Source organism: Priestia sp. TRN 1309 (genome assembly GCF_050846875.1).
GTDB lineage: Bacteria > Bacillota > Bacilli > Bacillales > Bacillaceae_H > Priestia > Priestia zanthoxyli.
The window spans coordinates 1-19,024 of the sequence record NZ_JBOZGM010000011.1 but is presented as its reverse complement, the minus strand read 5'-3'; the positions used below and the strand labels follow the sequence as shown (position 1 = coordinate 19,024).

The 19,024-nt window shown below is 38.2% G+C and carries 18 protein-coding genes; 17 read left to right on the top strand and 1 reads right to left on the bottom strand.

The window, feature by feature from the left end; genetic code table 11:
* Nucleotides 1-50 precede the first annotated feature (50 nt).
* The 4 genes from ytvI to ACRPLQ_RS25285 all read left to right on the top strand — a co-directional run bounded on the left by ytvI (nt 51) and on the right by ACRPLQ_RS25285 (nt 2,936).
* Nucleotides 51-1,082, top strand: a complete 1,032-nt coding sequence (gene ytvI, locus ACRPLQ_RS25300) for a sporulation integral membrane protein YtvI (protein WP_013055188.1) — start codon at nt 51-53, stop codon at nt 1,080-1,082.
* A gap of 161 nt (nt 1,083-1,243) precedes the next feature.
* Complete coding sequence (locus tag ACRPLQ_RS25295; protein WP_013055189.1) at nt 1,244-1,849, top strand: DedA family protein; 606 nt, start codon at nt 1,244-1,246, stop codon at nt 1,847-1,849.
* Between the two features lie 24 nt (nt 1,850-1,873).
* A complete protein-coding gene (locus ACRPLQ_RS25290) occupies nt 1,874-2,665 on the top strand; it encodes an EcsC family protein (protein WP_155008806.1) in 792 nt (263 codons plus the stop codon).
* A gap of 136 nt (nt 2,666-2,801) precedes the next feature.
* Nucleotides 2,802-2,936 (top strand): hypothetical protein, encoded by a 135-nt coding sequence (locus ACRPLQ_RS25285; protein WP_255256646.1) that lies wholly within the window; start codon nt 2,802-2,804, stop codon nt 2,934-2,936.
* A gap of 129 nt (nt 2,937-3,065) precedes the next feature.
* On the opposite strand, the gene ACRPLQ_RS25280 is transcribed toward ACRPLQ_RS25285, so the two are convergent.
* Nucleotides 3,066-4,379 (bottom strand): APC family permease, encoded by a 1,314-nt coding sequence (locus ACRPLQ_RS25280; protein ID WP_028412680.1) that lies wholly within the window; start codon nt 4,377-4,379, stop codon nt 3,066-3,068.
* 321 nt (nt 4,380-4,700) lie between these two features.
* On the opposite strand from ACRPLQ_RS25280, the gene ACRPLQ_RS25275 reads away from it, so the two are divergent.
* The 13 genes from ACRPLQ_RS25275 to ACRPLQ_RS25215 all read left to right on the top strand — a co-directional run bounded on the left by ACRPLQ_RS25275 (nt 4,701) and on the right by ACRPLQ_RS25215 (nt 18,764).
* The gene (locus ACRPLQ_RS25275) at nt 4,701-5,246 is read left to right on the top strand and encodes a hypothetical protein (protein WP_432236328.1); all 546 of its coding nucleotides are present in this window, start codon (nt 4,701-4,703) and stop codon (nt 5,244-5,246) included.
* A 19-nt stretch (nt 5,247-5,265) separates the two neighbouring features.
* Entirely contained in the window at nt 5,266-7,491 is a 2,226-nt protein-coding gene (locus ACRPLQ_RS25270) for an alpha-galactosidase (protein ID WP_432236311.1), read from the top strand.
* Nucleotides 7,492-7,904: 413 nt separating this feature from the next.
* Complete coding sequence (gene bioB, locus ACRPLQ_RS25265) at nt 7,905-8,900, top strand: biotin synthase BioB (protein ID WP_165636558.1); 996 nt, start codon at nt 7,905-7,907, stop codon at nt 8,898-8,900.
* Between the two features lie 244 nt (nt 8,901-9,144).
* Nucleotides 9,145-9,723 carry a glycerol-3-phosphate responsive antiterminator gene (locus tag ACRPLQ_RS25260; RefSeq protein WP_028412676.1) on the top strand — a complete coding sequence of 193 codons (579 nt, stop codon included), beginning with the start codon at nt 9,145-9,147 and terminating at the stop codon, nt 9,721-9,723.
* 20 nt (nt 9,724-9,743) lie between these two features.
* Entirely contained in the window at nt 9,744-10,859 is a 1,116-nt protein-coding gene (locus tag ACRPLQ_RS25255) for an ABC transporter ATP-binding protein (protein WP_028412675.1), read from the top strand.
* Nucleotides 10,856-11,791: a carbohydrate ABC transporter permease gene (locus ACRPLQ_RS25250; protein ID WP_028412674.1), complete on the top strand. Its 936-nt coding sequence runs from the start codon at nt 10,856-10,858 to the stop codon at nt 11,789-11,791. The genes ACRPLQ_RS25255 and ACRPLQ_RS25250 overlap by 4 nt, the downstream gene beginning before the upstream one ends.
* The gene (locus ACRPLQ_RS25245) at nt 11,788-12,600 is read left to right on the top strand and encodes a carbohydrate ABC transporter permease (RefSeq protein WP_165636560.1); all 813 of its coding nucleotides are present in this window, start codon (nt 11,788-11,790) and stop codon (nt 12,598-12,600) included. Before ACRPLQ_RS25250 ends, ACRPLQ_RS25245 begins: the two co-directional genes overlap by 4 nt.
* 13 nt (nt 12,601-12,613) lie before the next feature.
* A complete protein-coding gene (locus tag ACRPLQ_RS25240; RefSeq protein ID WP_028412672.1) occupies nt 12,614-13,954 on the top strand; it encodes an ABC transporter substrate-binding protein in 1,341 nt (446 codons plus the stop codon).
* An 86-nt stretch (nt 13,955-14,040) separates the two neighbouring features.
* Nucleotides 14,041-14,778, top strand: a complete 738-nt coding sequence (locus ACRPLQ_RS25235) for a glycerophosphodiester phosphodiesterase (RefSeq protein ID WP_028412671.1) — start codon at nt 14,041-14,043, stop codon at nt 14,776-14,778.
* 223 nt (nt 14,779-15,001) lie between these two features.
* Nucleotides 15,002-15,325, top strand: a complete 324-nt coding sequence (locus tag ACRPLQ_RS25230; RefSeq protein WP_098112428.1) for a DUF3870 domain-containing protein — start codon at nt 15,002-15,004, stop codon at nt 15,323-15,325.
* A 93-nt stretch (nt 15,326-15,418) separates the two neighbouring features.
* A complete protein-coding gene (locus tag ACRPLQ_RS25225) occupies nt 15,419-16,585 on the top strand; it encodes a DUF819 domain-containing protein (protein WP_367078855.1) in 1,167 nt (388 codons plus the stop codon).
* A gap of 59 nt (nt 16,586-16,644) precedes the next feature.
* Nucleotides 16,645-17,718, top strand: coding sequence for a dipeptide epimerase (locus tag ACRPLQ_RS25220; RefSeq protein WP_165636562.1), 1,074 nt, complete (start codon nt 16,645-16,647; stop codon nt 17,716-17,718).
* Between the two features lie 32 nt (nt 17,719-17,750).
* On the top strand, nt 17,751-18,764 hold the full coding sequence (locus ACRPLQ_RS25215; RefSeq protein ID WP_033580858.1) for a C40 family peptidase: 1,014 nt from the start codon (nt 17,751-17,753) through the stop codon (nt 18,762-18,764).
* The last annotated feature ends 260 nt before the right edge of the window (nt 18,765-19,024 follow it).

The window sequence follows — 19,024 nt, the reverse complement described above, 5'->3', positions numbered from 1 at the left end:
CTTTATCAATAAATATAGAGATAGCTTAGCTAGTTGGGGGATAGTAGAGTATGTGGAAAAAGCGAATATGGGTCATCGCCTCGATAGTAATCGTATGTTTGTTAATCCCTTACAGTTTACCGATTGTGTTTGCTTTATTAACAGCATTAGCGCTTGAGGGTATTGTTCAAAAATTGCATCAATCTTTTAAAATGAAGAGAGTCTACGCAGTGCTTATGACCTTCATTTTATATGTTGTTTCGCTCATACTTATTGGATTTTTTATTGTTCGGACAATCGTTACGCAAGTGGTTGCTCTTTCAAAGATAGCGCCTTCATTTGTAAAAGAAATCTATGAAACCGCGATTTATCCAACTATTATCAAGTGGAAATACTATTCAAACGCTCTTCCTACAGAAGTGATTTCTTCTATCGAGCGCACGCTTGAAAAAACCGTAAATTCATTAGATTCTCTATTAAAAAGTACCGTGGAAATCATCATTAGCTTTGCTGCTACTGTTCCTGGGTTTCTACTAGAGTTTCTTATTTATTTAGTAGCGCTTGTATTTATCAGCCTTGAGCTGCCTGCTATTAAAAATAAAATTAAGTCATTTTTAACAGAAGAAACGAAATATAAGCTACAAGTTGTCATCACTCAGCTTATCCAAGCGGGGGTTGGTTTTATTAAGGCACAAATTATTTTAAGTGTCATGACGTTTGTAATGGCTTATGTAGGGCTTTGGCTATTAGATGTTCCGTATACCGCGCTGCTTAGTTTATTAATTGTAATTGTCGATATCTTACCAATCCTTGGGACAGGCTCGGTGCTCGTTCCATGGGGGATTTTTGCTCTTACGCAAGGACATGACTCATTAGCAATCGGCTTATTTATTCTATTTGGAGTCATTACGGTAGTAAGACGTGTAGTAGAACCAAAAGTATTTTCTACAAATATGGGTATTTCACCTTTGGCTGCATTAGTTAGTTTGTACATTGGATTTAAACTTTTAGGTTTTGTCGGGTTGTTTTTAGGACCGGCTTTAGTTATTTTATACGATGCTCTTCGTAAAGTAGGTATTATTCAAATTAACTTTAAACTATAAAAGCGCTGGATAAAACTAGCGCTTTTTTTTTATTGAAACTTTTGTAGTACGTCATACGTAAAGAGGGAAAGGAAAAAACTATGTCGCGTTGGTTTTTATCTATCAATCGGCTAAATTATAGTTTTGCAGTCTTAGATTTAATGACATGAGGAGGAGAATTTTTGTTAGAGTCGGTTTTACTTTCTTTAATTGAAGCGCTAAAACAGCTCTCTTATTTTGGCGTAATTTTAGCATTAACGTTTGAGTTTGTCCCCGCAGAGCTTGTTTTACCTTTAGTAGGGTATTGGGTGTACCAAGGTGATATGAACTTGTATCTGGCTATCCTTGCAGGTACAGTAGGCGGTGTGTGTGGACCGTTGACTCTTTATGCACTGGGACGTTACGGTGGACGACCGCTAGTTTTAAAATATGGAAAATATTTTTTGGTGAAAGAAAAAGAAATTGACGCTGCCGATCGCTTTTTTAATAAGTACGGCAGCGGGGTCGCTTTTTTTGGACGGTTTATTCCAGGAGTGCGTACGGCTATCTCTTTTCCATGCGGGATGGCAAAAATGAATGTATGGCTGTTTTCTATTTACACATTTGTTGCGATGCTTCCAGTAACGGCTATTTACGTATATTTAGGATATAAGTTAGGACCTAAGTGGAAAGAGGTGGGTCCGATTGTATCTCAATACATGCAGCCTATTGGAATCGGAATTGTTGTTTTAATTGCGTTGTTTTTCATCATTAAATATGTGCGGAATAAACAAGTAGGACAGAGCTGATAAATCGAGGAAAAGAGTGAGGATATGTCAGAGCATGAACAATTGAGAATAGAATTGCGAAAAATTGAAAAGTGGGAGAAAGACCAAAAAGGACTTTTTTTCTGGGAGCGGCTGGCTCGCTTGCCTTTTTCAGCTTTAGATAAAGTAACGCCAAAGTTCATTCATCAAAAAATAGAAAAATTATTAGATGAAATTGCTAAGTATGTTGATAATGGAGGCCAGTATTTAGCTAATACGTCTGCCACGCTAGAGAAAGCATCAGCCCAATTACAAGAAAATAAGCAGCTGTCAATAGAGGATGTTCAGCATTTATCTCTGCAGGAAATGGATGAGTTGGCGGAGTATTTTATTGAAGTCCGAAAAAAGAATGCGCAGCTGCAAGGAGCTACAACCGGAGTAGGTGGAATTTTCACACTGGCGATTGATATTCCTTTTGTATTGGGACTTACGCTTAAGACACTGCAAGAAGTGGCTGTTTCTTATGGTTACGATCCCACTGAGCAAGAGGAACGCATTTTTATGGTCAAATGCATGCAGTTTTCATCCTCTGATATTGTAGGAAAGCGTGCGATTTTAGAAGAATTAGCAAGCGGCAATCGAACGCGGAGCTTGCAGCAGCTCCAAGGTTGGAGAGAAGTGTTTCTAACCTATAGAGACAACTTGGGATGGAAAAAGCTATTTCAAATGATTCCTATAGCAGGGATGGTGTTTGGGGCGTATATTAACAAACAAGCGATTAGCGATATAGGAGAAGTTGGAATGATGCTTTACCGTAAAAGACGCATTTTAGAAAAAGTCTCACAATCTAAAAAATAAAAATAGGCTGGTATGAAAGTATTTTAGTTGAAGAAAAATCCGAACGAGTTTGATTCTTAGTTGAGAATCAAATACGTTCGGATTTTTTTATTGATATAGTAAATGTAGCTTTCATGTATTTAGTTGCCTCTAGGTGTTGATTGGAGGGCAAGGCGAAGACTCCTGCGGAAAAAGCGGAACAGATGAGACCCCGCAGGAGCGCAAGCGACGAGGAGGCTCAACGGCCGCCCGCGGAAAGCGAAGCCTTGCACGGAAATCAACAGCGGTGTAACGAGCGATTCATATTAGATCGTTTACCTTTTTGTTCGTGTGTAGATGGGATTGATTTGTTTATGTCTTAATTACTTTTTTTCGACATTATTTCTGGGGAAATATGTCGAGGTGTGTTAAGCCTATTTCCTTAATCAAAATGAAAAGTAGGAATGGTAATAGTATTTTTTCGTCTGGCAATCAGTAAATAAATAATTCCAATTATACTCCATACAATACCGATAAATAAGGATGTTTTTTCTAAGTTAAGCCACATAAAAAATAAAAATAAACTGCCGAGTAAAGGCATAAGTACATATGAAATATATCCACTGAGAGATCGTTTGTTTTGTTGAATAAAATAATGGATAAAAACCGCTATGTTAACTGAACTGAACGCAATTAAAGCACCAAAATTAATTAAAGAGGTAGCTTTTTCAAGAGACAGACTTAGTGAAATTAAAGAGAGACCACCAATAATGACTACGTTCCAAACAGGCGTCTTTGTTTTAGGGTGAATATAGCCAAAAATTCTCCGTGGCAGATAACCATCTTTCCCAATTGCGTAGAGAAGTCTTGATGCACTCATATGTGAGACAAGTCCAGAAGCAATAGTTGATGTTAAGGCTGCTGCTACAAAAATAGATTGAAACAGCTGGCCGCCAATTTTATAAGCGATTTCAGCCGATGCACCTTCTAAATCATGAAACAAAGAGGCTGAAGGGAAAAGAAGCTGAGCAAAGTAAGAAACCGTAATAAATAAGGCGCCTCCCGTACATGCAATAATGAGAATCCCTTTGGGAATGGTTTTCTCAGGCTTAAGTGTTTCTTCAGCCATGGTGGTTACAGCATCAAACCCTAAAAAAGAAAAGCATAAAATAGCTGCTCCGTTTAATAAAAGAGATATAGAAGCCGATTCACTTATAAACGGTTTAAATGATAGCTCTTGCCCTTGAGTTGTAGCACTTAAAATAATAAAGATGATAGCTACTAAAATTTGAAAAGCAACTAATAGCGTACCAAAAGAAACGGTTAAATGAACGCTAAAAATATTCATTATGGTCATGATGACCACAAAGCTGATAATCCATACGGCTTTTGGAACACCTGGAAACAGAGAGCTTAGGTAAATATTTGTCAAAAGTGCATTAATCATCGGTAGAAATAGATAATCAAGAAGAGCCGTCCATCCTACCAAAAAACCAATGCTTGGATTCATTACTTGCTGTGCGTATGTATAAGAAGAACCAGCTCCAGGAAAAGCTTTTACCATTTTTCCATAACTAATGGCTGTGAATAAAATAGCAATCAACGTGAATGCATAAGCACCTGAAACATGGCCATCTGTGGATTCAGTTACAATGCCAAATGTATCGAAAACGGCCATGGGTGCCATGTAGCCTAATCCTATCACGACGATATGCCATAATTTTAGTTGTTTAAGAAGAGAAGGTCCATGATTCATATTTGTCATCCTTTCTGTGTATAATCATTCTGCAATATTTATTATTATACTATATTGTTAGATTTGTCATCTTTTTTTGAAAAAGAAGAGAAAATTGCGCGCTAAGAGATAAAGAGCGTTTAGTTAATTACTAGATAAAGCAAAAAAATGCTTTTTTTCACTTTGATTTTTACCATTGAGTCTAGAAAGCATTTTACATAAAATGAAAGAAAGTAAAAAAGCTTTCGATTAGTATGATCTACTTGTAATAAATACGAAAACAAACTTTTGAATGCGGTTACATTTTTGCGGGTGTATAAACTTATAATGATGATAAAGGAGATGAAGGAAGTGATTGCTACACCCTATATAAACTTGGAGATAAACAAGGGACCAGGTGTGCATGTTGTATTGGATGAAACAAAAAAAGATGGTGTTTATTTTATTAAATTAACGGTCAAGTCGATTAAAAAAAGAAGTCTTCCAAAAATGGCGTTAAAATGGAGCGTTCCGTTGTTAGATATCCAGCTATATAAATCTATACAAACTAGTCAGGGAGATGTGAGTACCTCTTCTGTTCATTGTTTTATGAATAAAAATGGCTCTAACCGCTACACTATTGCATGTTCAGACATACTTCACCCTATTCGGTGTGCCCCCAATTGGAAGGAAATGTGTCTAGATGTGGAGATGAACTTATTTAGTGAAAGCACTTGGTCTCTTCATAGCTACGAAACTGAACTGCGAGTAGATACAAGAATGATTGAAATAGAAGAGTTATTCAAAGATTTAGCGAAATGGTATGAAAGAAAAGAGATTAATCTAGCATCTGCTGTTGAGCATGCAACGGCAATAGATGAAAAAGGAAATGTCTCGTTAGATATTTGATGGTGAGGAGAGAGATAAAGTGGGGATCTTATTTAATGAACGTACAAAGGAGTTTCACCTGCAGGGCCGCGATGTAAGTTATATCTTTTCAGTGTTGAGAAACGAGCAGCTTGGTCACTTATACTATGGAAAAAAGCTTAAGCACCGTCCGTCCTTTCAGCATTTTTTACGTGTGGAAACAAGAGGAGCTAGCGCTTCGGTCTATGAAGGAGAACTAGCATTTTCTCTTGAAACAATCAAACAAGAGTATCCTTCTTATGGGACAACAGACTTCAGAGAGCCAGCCTACCAACTTCTTCAGCAAAACGGAAGCCGAGTCACCAATTTTGAATACGATAACCATAAAATTTACAAGGGCAAGAAGCCATTAAACGGCTTACCTGCTACATACGTAGAAGAAGAGAGTGAAGCCACGAGTGTAGAAGTTGAACTGATTGATAAATTGCTCAATGCATCACTTATTTTAACGTATACCGTTTACGAAGACCGAAATATTATTACGCGTCACGCACGATTTGAACATAGAGGAGAAGAACCAGTCGATATTTTGCGTATCATGAGCGGCAGCATTGATTTGCCCACATCAAACTATGAAATGGTTCAGCTTTCCGGTGCTTGGATTCGAGAGAGACACGTGAAAACAAGAATGCTTCAGCCGGGTATTCAAAGTATTTCTAGTGCGAGAGGTACAAGCAGCAGTCAGCAAAACCCGTTTTTAATTTTAAAGAATCCAGCTGCAACTGAACACAGTGGAGAAGCGTATGGTTTTAGTCTTGTATACAGCGGAAACTTTCTTGGACAAGTGGAAGTAGATCACTATAATGTATCAAGAATAACGATGGGTATTCACCCTTTTGATTTTCAGTGGCGACTAGAAAGTGGACAAACTTTTCAATCACCAGAACTAGTATTGGCTTATTCAAATAACGGGCTAAACGGTCTTAGCCAAGAGTATCATGAGCTTTATCGCAAGCGTCTCGCTAGAGGAAAATGGCGGGATTTAGAGCGACCAGTTTTAATTAATAACTGGGAAGCGACGTATTTTGATTTTAACGAAGAGAAAATTGTACACATTGCCAAAGAAGCACAAAAGCTGGGCGTTGAACTTTTTGTATTGGATGACGGCTGGTTTGGTAAACGTAATGATGATACAACTTCTCTTGGAGACTGGTTTGTAGATGAAAATAAGCTTCCGGGCGGTATGAAATCATTGGCTCAAAAAGTAACGGATTTAGGTATGGACTTTGGATTATGGTTTGAACCTGAAATGATTTCAAAGCAAAGCAACTTGTATGAAAAGCATCCAGATTGGTTGATTCATGTGCCAAATCGTCATCAGTCTCATGGACGAAATCAATATGTGCTTGATTTTTCACGAGAAGAAGTAGTGAATTATATTTATGAACGAATGGAAGCTATTTTAAGTGAAGCACCTATCTCGTATATAAAATGGGATATGAACCGAAATATAACGGAGATTGGATCTGTTGGGCTACCCGCGAATCGCCAGTTTGAAGTAGTACATCGCTACATTTTAGGAGTATATGATTTGTATGAGCGACTAACAAAGAAGTTTCCGGATATTTTATTTGAATCGTGTGCAAGCGGGGGCGCTAGATTTGATCCGGGAATGCTTTATTATGCTCCTCAAGCTTGGACGAGTGATAACACGGACGCGCTTGAACGTCTAAAAATTCAGTACGGCACTTCTTTTGCTTATCCAATCAGTTCAATGGGAGCACACGTATCAGCCGTACCAAATCATCAAGTACGCAGAGTAACAAGTCTAGAAACAAGAGGAGACGTTGCGTATTTTGGCGCATTCGGTTATGAGTTAGATGTTACGCTGATGACAGAAGATGAAAAAGAAACGGTAAAAAAACAAATTCAGTATTATAAAAAATACCGATCTCTTATTCAAAATGGAAGATTCTATCGATTAAAAAGTCCGTTTGAACAAGATGGAAATGTGACGAGCTGGATGGTTGTTTCATCCGATCAAAAGCAGGCAATCATCGGTTATTATCAAGTATTAGCTAGATCAAATCCTTCTTATGAACGCATTGAGCTAAAAGGGCTTCATCCTGATTATGAATATACAGTGATGGAAACAGACCAAACAGCTTATGGAGATGAGCTCATGTACGCAGGAATTGCTCTAACTCATGAATATCCGGGTGTTGAAGCATACGATAAAAAATCTGGAGACTTTGTATCGGTTATTTACACACTGCAAGCGCAATAAGCAAAGAGGCTGGGACATAACGAAATAAATCCAATCGAAAGATGAACAAATGAGATACATGAGCTGGACTGCTTATGACACCGCAATTGATTTCCGTGCAAGGCTTCGCTTTTGCTCCTGCGGGGTCTCACCTGTTCCGCTTTTCCCGCAGGAGTCTTCGCCTTGCCCTCCAATCAACTGCTAGAAGGAACGAAACAAATAAAACGATATGCATCATCCAAAAAAAAACGAACCACTCATCAAAGAGGTTGATGAATGGTTCGTTTTTTACTTGGGCTCAACTACTTTTGTCCCAGCCTCTTTAAGTTAACTATTATTTATGAAGTGTTGACATAAAAGGCGTGATAATGGTAACTTTTAGTTATAATTGTTAACTTTATATTTTTTTAGTTTACTAAAGTGGAGGGGAATCGATGGAAACCACAAGTTTAAGAGATTGGAAAGCACTTGCTCAGTCTATTATTAAAGGGAAAGAAATTACATATAAAGAAGCGCTTCAACTTCTTCATGTACCGGATGAAGAAGTGTTAGAGGTCATGAATGCCGCGTACTTAATTCGTCATCATCATTATGGGAAAAAAGTAAAGCTTAATATGATTATTAATACTAAATCGGGTTTATGCCCAGAAGACTGTGGATATTGTTCGCAGTCGATTGTATCAGAAGCGCCGATTGATAAGTATGCGTGGTTAACAAAAGAGAAAATTGTAGAAGGTGCTTTTGAAGCTCAAAAAAGAAAAGCAGGTACATATTGTATCGTAGCGTCAGGCCGCCGCCCTACTGATAAAGAAGTAGCGCACGTAGTGGGAGCGGTAAAAGAAATTCGTCAAAAGACAGACTTGAAAATCTGTGCCTGTCTAGGATTTTTAACAGATGATCAAGCACACGAACTAGTCGAGGCGGGTGTTCATCGCTATAATCATAATTTAAATACTCACGCTGATAACTATGACAATATTTGTTCTACGCATGGCTATGAAGATCGAGTCGATACGGTTACTACATCTAAAAAAGCAGGTTTGTCACCTTGTTCCGGTGCAATTTTTGGAATGGGCGAGACAAATGAACAAGCCGTTGAATTAGCTTTTCAAATTAAAAAGTTAGATGCAGATTCTATTCCATGCAATTTTCTTGTTGCCGTTCCAGGAACGCCTCTAGAAGACAAAAAGGCGTTAAAGCCAATGCAATGCTTAAAGCTGTTAGCGATGATGCGTTTTGTAAATCCAACCAAAGAAATTCGAATTTCAGGAGGCAGAGAAGTTAACCTCAGATCACTTCAGCCGCTTGGTTTGTTTGCTGCAAACTCAATTTTTGTAGGCGATTATTTAACGACTCAAGGTCAAGAACCTACAGCTGACTGGGGATTAATTGAAGATTTAGGATTTGAAATCGAAGAATGTGCACTGTGAAGCCGTTGAGAAATCAACGGCTTTTTTTATCTTCAGCAGATTTACAGGAACTATACGTTTACTTTACAAAACTCAACAGCTTCTTTATATTGCCTTCACAAATAACCATTATTATAAAACATGTGAACGATAAGTGAATAGTTACTAAGGTTATGAAATTGAGAAACCACAAAAAACAATAGGTCTATATAAACATCCTATGCGTTTTTTGTGGTTTTTTTATAAATGAAAGGAAGGAATCGTTTTGAATAAGGAAGCAGATTTCTTACAACAGCTTGGACAAGATCGTTTAATTGCATCCATTAAAAGTCCGAAAAATTTAGAGCAATTTTTAGAAACAGAGATCCAGGCCGCCTTTTTATTAACGGGAAACATCAGTGTAATTAAACGCTATGTAGATTTACTCAAACAGCATAATCGAACGGTTTTCTTACACATTGAAAAAATTCCGGGAATTAGCTATGACCGGGAAGGGCTTAAATTTCTCGCTAAGTTTGTAAAGCCCACAGGTATCGTAACCACTAAAAGTTCACTCATTAATTACGCAAAACAGGAAGGGCTGGTTGCTATTCAGCGGCTGTTTTTAGTGGATACAGACGCAGTAGCACAAGGGTTAAAAACCGTTCAAGATATTAAACCGGATGCATTAGAACTAATGCCAGGATTGATTCCGGAGATGATAGAGAAAATCGTTAAAAAAACAAGTATCCCTATTATTACAGGTGGACTCATTCAAAATGAAAGCCATATCCAAGCTGCTTTAAAAGCAGGGGCTACGGCAGTTTCTACAGGAAAATCATGGCTGTGGAAAAAATATGAATGAGCGAGAAAGGAGCGTTTTTAATGAAAAAAGTAGAGTTAGTTAACGTTGGAAAGTCATACGATCAAAAAACAAATGTCATTCAAGATATTAATGTCACAATTGAACCTGGAGAATTCTTCGTATTAGTAGGTCCTTCAGGGTGCGGGAAAAGTACAATGCTGCGAATGATTGCCGGATTAGAAGAAGTCACACAGGGAGAGTTGCTAATCGGGGATGTAAAAGCAAATAAACTGCTTCCAAGTCAGCGCGATTTGTCCATGGTGTTTCAAAACTATGCTTTATATCCGCATTTGACAGTAGAACAAAATATTCTTTTTGGTCTGCATACAAAGAAGATTTCAAAGCAAGAACAGCACAAGCGCTGCAGGGAAGCAGCAGAAATGCTTGGTTTAAGTGAATATTTAAAACGAAAGCCTAGACAGCTTTCGGGAGGACAGCGTCAGCGTGTAGCACTCGCACGTGCTATAGTTACTCATTCACCTATTTGCCTGATGGATGAGCCGTTATCCAACTTGGATGCGAAGCTGCGAGCAAAGATGAGATCAGAAATTCGCCAGATTCAGCGTAAGTTAGGTATTACGATGATTTATGTCACGCATGATCAAACGGAAGCGATGACGATGGCGGATCGAATGATGATTTTAAATGGAGGTAATATTCAGCAGGTTGGGCGTCCGCTCGATATTTACAATGCACCGGCAAACACGTTCGTAGCGTCGTTTATAGGTTCGCCCCCTATGAACTTATCAAACGTTTCTATAGAAAATAACTTACTCGTTTTTGAAGATAGAAGAGCTATTTCTATGAGTGCATCATACAACAACCTTAGCGGTAAAAAGGAAGTTGTGGTTGGAGTAAGACCTGAGCACGTTCAGCTTGCGACAAACGACAACACCAGCTTTATCGTAGAGGTAGATAATGTCGAAATTCTAGGAACGGAAACACTGCTTACATTTCAAATGGGAGACAAACAGTGGATGGCTAAGTGGAACGGTCAATGGAATATAAAAGTGGGAGAGCGCGTCCCTATTTTTATCGATCCAAAACACCTGTTTTTATTTGATAGTGATACAGGTTCATGCTTGCACTATGAACCATCCACGGAAGATTTAACTGTAAAGGGGGCATTTGTATGAGTGCTGTTACCAAAACAGCAAACTCGCCTGTTTCTGTTTCATCAAATCCACAAGAAAAGAAGTCAATGCCTAACCTATTGGTAGGATTATCTTACTTGCTGCCATCATTATTGTTATTTGGTGTATTTCTTTTCTACCCAATGATTAAGACCTTATATTTAAGTCTTTTTATTACAGACACACAGGGAAATCCCTTGAAATTTGTAGGATTACAAAATTTCTTTTATCTATTTACAGATCCAAACTTTTTACAAAGTATGAAAGCCACTTTTTTATTTGTACTATACACGGTGCCTATTGGCTTAATTATTGCATTATTCCTAGCGCTAATCGCAAATGAAAAGCTAAAAGGAATTGGTTTTTTCAGAACAATGTTTTCATCTACGATGGGAATGAGCGTAGCGGCTTCTTCTGTAATTTGGATGTTTATGTATAACCCGACAATCGGTGTTATTAATAAAGTATTAAATCTTGTAGGCATTCATGATGTGCAGTGGTTATTAGATCCTAAGTATGCGCTGATTGCTGTGTCCATCTCTACGATTTGGATGAACATTGGGTTTACCTTTTTAATTTTACTTGGCGGGTTACAAAATATTGATGAAAAGCTGTATGAAAACGCGCGTATTGCTGGAGTTAGCTATTGGTATCAGCTCCGTAAAATTACGCTTCCTATGCTTTCGCCAACGCTGTTTTTTATTATCACCGTTTCGTTTATTAACGCGTTTCAAACGTTTGGACAAATTGACATTTTAACAAAAGGCGGGCCTACAGATTCCACAAATGTCATTGTTTATTCAATCTACAAAGATGCATTTGTAAACTATAATGTTGGCTCTGCAAGTGCTCAAGCTACAATTTTGTTTTTCTGTATTCTACTGGTTACGGCTCTTCAATTTAAGCTTGGAGAAAGGAAGGTACATTATCAATGAGCATCACGAGAAAATGGACAACTTATTTGTTACTCATTGCAGCTACTTTAGTATTGATGTTTCCTATTCTATACGCTTTTTCCATTAGTTTTATGAGTGGAGCGGAAGTGTTGGAAGGGAAGATTTGGCCATCATCTTTTTCATTTGAAAACTATCGGGATGCTTTTGAAAAAGTTCCGCTGCTTCATTATTTAATTAATAGTCTTGCTGTATCTATTTTTGTCATGGCCGGGCAGCTGTTAGTTTCAAGTTTGGCTGCTTTTGCATTTGTATTTATTAAATTTAAAGGAAGAGATGCTATTTTCTTTCTCTTTATTTCTACGATGATGATTCCATGGGAAGCAACGATGGTTCCTAACTTTTTAACAGCACAAAAGCTAGGCTGGATTAATAACTATTTGGGATTAACAATTCCTTTTTTCGCCTTAGCATTTGGAACATTTTTATTGCGTCAACAGTTTAAAACCATTCCGGGCGAGCTGTATGAAGCTTCTCAAGTCGCAGGGATCAGCCGCTTTCGTTTCTTTTGGAATGTTGTGCTTCCTGTTTCTAAAACAAGTCTAGTTACGCTTGGCGTATATAGCTTTTTAACAACATGGAATATGTATTTATGGCCACTGTTAGTTACAAATACAGAGGATGTTCGTACCGTTCAGATTGGTTTAAAACAAATGCAAACGCAGGAGATTTCAACTGATTGGGGAGTGGTTATGGCCGCTGTCGTAGTTGTTATTATACCGACATTATTACTATTATTCCTAGGTCAAAAACGTCTTCAAAAAGGATTAACACAAGGTGCAATTAAATAGGAGAGTGAATGTGATGAAAAAGATATTGGCTATCGTAACGGCATGCTTGCTAGTCATTCTAGGCGCTTGCTCAAACTCAACTGGTTCTTCGGAAGCGCAAGAAACTAAAAAAACAGCATCAGGTAAAACAGAAGTCGTTTTTTGGCACGCCATGAGCGGTGACCTTGAAAAATCACTCAATAAAATAGTCGATGAGTACAATAAATCTCAGGATAAAGTTGAAGTAAAGCCCGTTTTCCAAGGAACGTATGAGGAAGCACAAACAAAATTTAATACGGTAGCAGGAACTAAAGATGCACCTGCTATCATGCAAACGTTCGAAGTAGGAACGAAATTCATGATAGACAGTGGTAAGGTTCAGCCTGTTCAAAAATTTATTGATGAAGACCACTACGATACTTCACAGTGGGAGAAAAATATTTCAAGCTATTACCAAGTAGATGGAAAGCAATATTCAATGCCGTTTAACTCTTCAACACCTGTGTTAGTTTACAACAAAGATGCCTTTAAAAAAGCAGGGTTAGATCCTGAAAATCCACCAAAAACGTATGATGAATTAAAGGCAGCTGCAAAGAAACTAACAGAGAAACAAGGAAATAAAACATCACAATACGGTTTTTCAATTCTAAATTACGGATGGTTCTTTGAAGAGCTAGTTGCTTCTCAAGGCGGTTTGTATGTAGATCACGAAAACGGTCGTAAAGGGGATGCCGAGAAGGCAGTATTTAATGGAAAAGAAGGACAAAACGCATTTAATTTAATCAATGACATGTACAAAGAAGGTACCTTCTACAATGTAGGGCAAAACTGGGACGATATGCGCGCAGCATTTCAATCTAAAAAAATTGCAATGTTTTTAGATTCATCAGCAGGTATTAAAACATTAGTAGACAATGCTCCATTTGATGTGGGTGTATCAGATCTTCCTGTGCCAAAAGAAGAGGATCGCCAAGGAGTAGCTATCGGGGGAGCATCTTTATGGATGTCTAAAGGAATTAGTGATGAAACATCTAAAGCGGCGTGGGACTTCATGAAATATTTAGCAACACCAGAAGTTCAGGCAAAATGGCACGTGGAAAGTGGCTATTTTGCGGTTAATCCTAAAGCATATGATCAAGAAATCGTAAAGAAAGAATGGAAAAAATATCCTCAACTAAAAGTGACGGTTGATCAGCTTCATAAAACTAAATCAACTCCGGCAACACAAGGCGCTTTAATTTCGGTGTTTCCGGAATCACGCCAAAAGGTAGTAACAGGAATGGAAAGCCTGTACCAGGGAGTAAAGCCGAAACAAGCACTTGATCAAGCAGCAAAAGAAACGAATAGAGCATTAGAAGTAGCCAATCAAAAATAACGTATGATTACGAAGCTCGTCTTTCAAGTTATTTTGAAGACGAGCTTTTTGTTTAGTGAATGACTAGTTAGGGGAGATAGAGGACAATGAATAATTCAATTGATCTTTATGCGCATCGCGGCTTTAGCGGACGATATCCTGAAAATACAATGATTGCATTTGAAGAAGCTAGAAAAATGCGAGTTTCAGGTATTGAATTGGATGTACAACTAACCAAAGACGGAGAAATAGTAGTGATTCACGATGAACGAATTGACAGAACGACGAATGGAATGGGATATGTTCAAGAATTTTCATATAAACAGCTGCGGTTATTCGATGCTGGAAGCTGGTATGATTCTCGTTTTTCTAAACAATCAATTCCCACGTTAATAGAAGTGTTTGAGTGGATGATGGACAAAAAGACAGAAATGACCGTGAACATTGAATTAAAAAATGACCAAATTTACTATCCAAAACTTGAGGAAAAAGTTCTTCGTCTAATCGATGAGTTTGATTTAGAAGATCAAGTTATTTTGTCATCTTTTAACTATGATAGCTTGGCTAAAGTGAGATCTCTCCATTCATATATCCCAACAGGATTTTTATTTGAAGGGGTGAGTGAAGATGCGATTGGAAAAGCAAAATCGATAGGTGCGCACCTGCACTGTGATATGTCGTTTGCTCTTTCTTCGTACGGGAAAAAAGCAAAGCAAGAAGGATTAGACTTACGAGTATATACAATTAATGAACTGAATGACTTTTTGAAGCTCCAGCAGGCTTCAGTAAAAGTAGTGATGACAGATTACCCTAACCGTTTTTCCTCTACAATGTTCAAAGGATGACGCAGAAAGGCCGTATGTATTCGTACGGCCTTTTTTATAGGGTAAATATTATTTTATTCTGAATAGTATAAAATTTATATTGTGAAATTGTTTTATAGATGATATATTGAGAATAGATTATAATGTTCCTTATGAAAGCGAATACATGTTGCGTAGCTCCGCAAACGTTCATTTGCCGGTCCCTAGCATCGTCTGTTATCTCTTTTAGGAGGAATAAAAAATCATGTATGATCAAGATACTATCTATATTATTGGAGATGCCAAAGCTCCTCAAAGCAATCCGATTACTAAAAAGTTCAATCAGTATTTTTTAGGATTGGTAGTTGATAAAACAAATGGAAAAATTATTGATGTGGAATGCTCAGCGACGATTGAGTTAACCGTTCGATTTGTTCAATCGATTTTTATTGGACGTCATATAAGTGATCCCACCCTTATAGACGACATTAACAGCCGCTACTTCGGGTCTTCCCAAAAAGCGCTGGTGGTAGCGTTGCATGATGCACAGAAAAAATATCAGCAAATAACAGCTGCTTTGTCTACATAGACCTAGACGAAATCCAGCCTGACGTTTTCAAACGTTGGGCTGGATTTTGTTTTGCATAAAAACATTTTCGGGGAGATGAAGGGGGAAGAATAAATGATTCAAGATGGATTTATGTATGTGAGTGTGTTAACTGCCTTTGCTGCGCTCATGGTAGGGATTGAAAAACGATTTAAAGCCAATGGATTTTTTAAGTTTATTCCAGGTATTGTACTTATTTATATAGGAGCGGCTCTTATGCAAACGGCAGGATTATTTGGGGATAGCGAGTCAAATGCCGCCATGTATGCAGGCGTTAAAAATGCACTTCTTCCTGCTATGCTGATGCTTATGCTGTTAAAGTGTGATGTTCGAAGTGTAATTAAACTTGGTCCAAGAATGCTGGGAGGATTCATCGTTGCGGTTTTTAGTATAATGATAGGCTTTATCCTCGTCTATGCCATCTTTAAGAATTTCTATGTAGAGAATACGTGGAAAGCTTTTGGTGCTTTATCAGGAAGTTGGACCGGTGGGTCAGCTAACATGGTTGCCCTTCAAGGGATTTTGGATGTTCCAGAAAATATATTTGGCTACGCTCTTATGATGGATACGATTAACTATGCCGTATGGGTTATGTTTATGTTTTGGCTTGTACCATTTGCATCTAAATTTAATAAATGGACAAAAGCAGACGTCAGCTTTATTGAGAATAGTATAGATGAAGTCGCAGCAACATCTGAAAGCGAAAAAGAAGGTCCTCAGTTTCAGCATCTTCTTTATTTGCTTGGGCTAGGTTTGTTCGTTTCGGCATTGTCTACATTTATCGGAGGGCGTTTGCCTGAAGTGGGAGCCGTTATTAATGCAACGAGCTGGACGATTATGATTGCTTCTGTCGTTGGTTTAGTGCTTGCTGTAACTCCAGCGGCAAAAATTCCAGGTACGCTCGATGTATCAAACGTTATGTTATACATCGTTGTAGCGTTAATTGCTTCTCAATCAGATTTTTCAAATTTAGTTCAGGCTCCTATTTACTTAGTATCTGGTTTTCTCATTATGTTCGTCCACTTAGTGATCATGCTGTTGCTAGCTAAACTATTTAAATATGATTTATTTACGCTCGGGGTAGCCAGTTTAGCTAATATTGGCGGAATGGCGTCTGCTCCAATGCTTGCAGCTGCTTATAACCGTGCACTGATTCCGGTAGGAGTCATTATGGCTCTGATGGGTTCCTTCTTAGGTACTTATTTTGGTATGATGATCGCCAAAATTTTAGGGGCGATCTAAGAATAAACCAAAATAGGTATAAAAGAATATGTGTGCTGAATCGAAAGGAAGCGATTGAAATGATAATTAAAGACATAACTGTAAAGCATCAAACCGTTCCACTGCTCGTTCCGTTTAAAACAGCGCTTCGAACAGCAACAGAGATAGACAGCATAAGTGTAGAGATTCAGTTAGAAAACGGAATAAAAGGAAAAGGAGCGGCTTCGCCAACATATGTTATTACAGGCGATTCTTTAGAAGGCATTCAAGCTGCACTTCAAGGACCTATTAAACTAGCGCTAATAGGGGAGGATATACGTCAGTTTCAAAAACTCTTAAAAAAAATTCAAAGCTGCTGTATTCACAATTCAAGTGCTAAAGCGGCTGCTGATATCGCTTTGCATGATGCTTATACAAAGTTTCTCAACATTCCTTTATATGCTTTCTTGGGCGATAAGCAGCCTATCTCTACGTGTATGACGATAAGTGTTGATACACCTGAAAAAATGGCTGAAGACGCACACAAAAGTGCAGCGGACGGATTTGACATTTTAAAAGTGAAGGTAGGTTCAATTCCTGAGCTAGACCTTGAGCGTATTAAACATATTCGATCTGTCATTCCGGATCATGTAAAACTTCGGTTGGATGCAAATCAAGGATGGACTCCAAAACAAGCAGTGCAATTAATTAATGAAATGGAAGCTCTCAATTTCGGTATTGAACTGGTAGAACAGCCTGTCGCTGCTCATGATTGGGAAGGGTTAAAGTTTGTGACTGAACGAGTAAACGTACCCATTATGGCAGACGAGAGTCTATTTTCTGCGAAAGATGCATTAAAGCTTGTAAGCGGGCGGTACGTGGATCTTTTAAATATTAAGCTAATGAAGTGCGGAGGCATTAATGAAGCAAGAAAAATCGCGAGTATTGCTGAGGCGAACGGTGTTGCGTGTATGATTGGAAGCATGATGGAACCATCATTTTCCGTGGGAGCAGCTGCTCATCTGGCAGCCGCTCATCCCAATATCACGTATTTTGACTTAGATGCTCCTCTTTGGCTTTCAACTGAACTGGATGTGTTAAAGTACAGCGGTCAAGAGGTTTTCTTATCAGATCTTCCTGGAATAGGAGAAATCACCGTTCCTATCTCAAAATAAAAAGATAGTAATATAGTAGAAGGAGAGAGACGATGAATATAAAACGTTGGCTTTTGACGGTAACAACAGTTATTTTAGCTACATTTGGAGTCAGTGCAGTTCCTTCTGTTCATGCTTCTGAAGAAAAAGAAACTGCTTATATAGATGTCGCAGCAGCTACTCTTTGGACAGCACCAAACATCTTGCGTGAAGTGGACGCTCCGTCAGCTACTAATCCTGTAGATATGAAGAAGTGGACCACATCGATGAATTTGAAACAGAAGCAGCAGTTATCTAGTGACGGGATGCTTGAGACACAAGCGTTATATGGAAACAAAGTAACGGTTTTAGAGAGACAAGGAGATTGGGTCAAAGTAGCTGTAGACGGACAGCCTACTTCTCGAAATGAATTAGGATATCCCGGGTGGATGCCTACTAAACAATTAACCTATAGCAAAAGGTACGAACAGTATGCAAAGAAGCCTTTTGTAATGGTGACGGCTCCGACTACTTATTTATATCATTCGCCTTCTTTGAAAAAGAAAGGTATTGAAGTTAGCTATAATACGCGCTTACCTCTTTTGGTAAAATCAAAGAGTGCATATAAAGTATTAAAACCAAATGGAAAGACAGCATGGGTTTCTGCAAAAGCAGGAAAAATCTACGCTTCTCAAAAAGATATTCCTGTACCAACTGGCACGGAGCTTGTTGAAAGCGGAAAGGCATTTTTAAATCTTCCATATTTATGGGCTGGCATGAGTGGTTTTGGATTTGACTGCTCTGGATTTACGTTTACGATGTACCAGTCCCATGGTATTACAATTCCACGTGACTCAGGCCCACAGTCTAGAGCAGGGAAACCAGTAGAGATGAACAATCTTCAACCCGGAGACTTATTATTCTTTGCCTATAACCAAGGGAAAGGAAGCGTCCACCATGTAGCAATGTATGCGGGAGATGGTATGATGATTCATTCGCCGAACTCCGAGCGGACAGTAGAGATTATTCCTTTAAACACGAAGGGGTATATTGAAGAGTATGCAGGTGCACGTCGTTATTTACCTTAATTAGTAAGATAAGAAAGAAGCTCTTTTTGTGAAGGGCTTCTTTTTTAATATAGGTATAAATAAAAATTAGAAAATTTAGATTATTTACGTTTAACTACTTCTCAGTAGGGGAAGAGGTAAAGTAAGAAAAAAAACATTTTTCTTCTCGAAACATATTGACTTTATGTGCAGGGCGTTATATTATTATAAAGCGTCGTTGAGACATAACAGTAACAACGAAGCTGAAAAAAGAATTTTAAAAAGTTGTTGACATTACGTCG

Coding starts and splice junctions, on each gene's coding strand:
- ytvI (WP_013055188.1), top strand. CDS start 51: ATGTGGAAAAAGCGAATATGGGTCATCGCCTCGATAGTAATCGTATGT.
- ACRPLQ_RS25290 (WP_155008806.1), top strand. CDS start 1,874: ATGTCAGAGCATGAACAATTGAGAATAGAATTGCGAAAAATTGAAAAG.
- ACRPLQ_RS25280 (WP_028412680.1), bottom strand. CDS start 4,379: ATGAATCATGGACCTTCTCTTCTTAAACAACTAAAATTATGGCATATC.
- ACRPLQ_RS25275 (WP_432236328.1), top strand. CDS start 4,701: ATGAAGGAAGTGATTGCTACACCCTATATAAACTTGGAGATAAACAAG.
- bioB (WP_165636558.1), top strand. CDS start 7,905: ATGGAAACCACAAGTTTAAGAGATTGGAAAGCACTTGCTCAGTCTATT.
- ACRPLQ_RS25255 (WP_028412675.1), top strand. CDS start 9,744: ATGAAAAAAGTAGAGTTAGTTAACGTTGGAAAGTCATACGATCAAAAA.
- ACRPLQ_RS25250 (WP_028412674.1), top strand. CDS start 10,856: ATGAGTGCTGTTACCAAAACAGCAAACTCGCCTGTTTCTGTTTCATCA.
- ACRPLQ_RS25245 (WP_165636560.1), top strand. CDS start 11,788: ATGAGCATCACGAGAAAATGGACAACTTATTTGTTACTCATTGCAGCT.
- ACRPLQ_RS25240 (WP_028412672.1), top strand. CDS start 12,614: ATGAAAAAGATATTGGCTATCGTAACGGCATGCTTGCTAGTCATTCTA.
- ACRPLQ_RS25235 (WP_028412671.1), top strand. CDS start 14,041: ATGAATAATTCAATTGATCTTTATGCGCATCGCGGCTTTAGCGGACGA.
- ACRPLQ_RS25230 (WP_098112428.1), top strand. CDS start 15,002: ATGTATGATCAAGATACTATCTATATTATTGGAGATGCCAAAGCTCCT.
- ACRPLQ_RS25225 (WP_367078855.1), top strand. CDS start 15,419: ATGATTCAAGATGGATTTATGTATGTGAGTGTGTTAACTGCCTTTGCT.
- ACRPLQ_RS25220 (WP_165636562.1), top strand. CDS start 16,645: ATGATAATTAAAGACATAACTGTAAAGCATCAAACCGTTCCACTGCTC.
- ACRPLQ_RS25215 (WP_033580858.1), top strand. CDS start 17,751: ATGAATATAAAACGTTGGCTTTTGACGGTAACAACAGTTATTTTAGCT.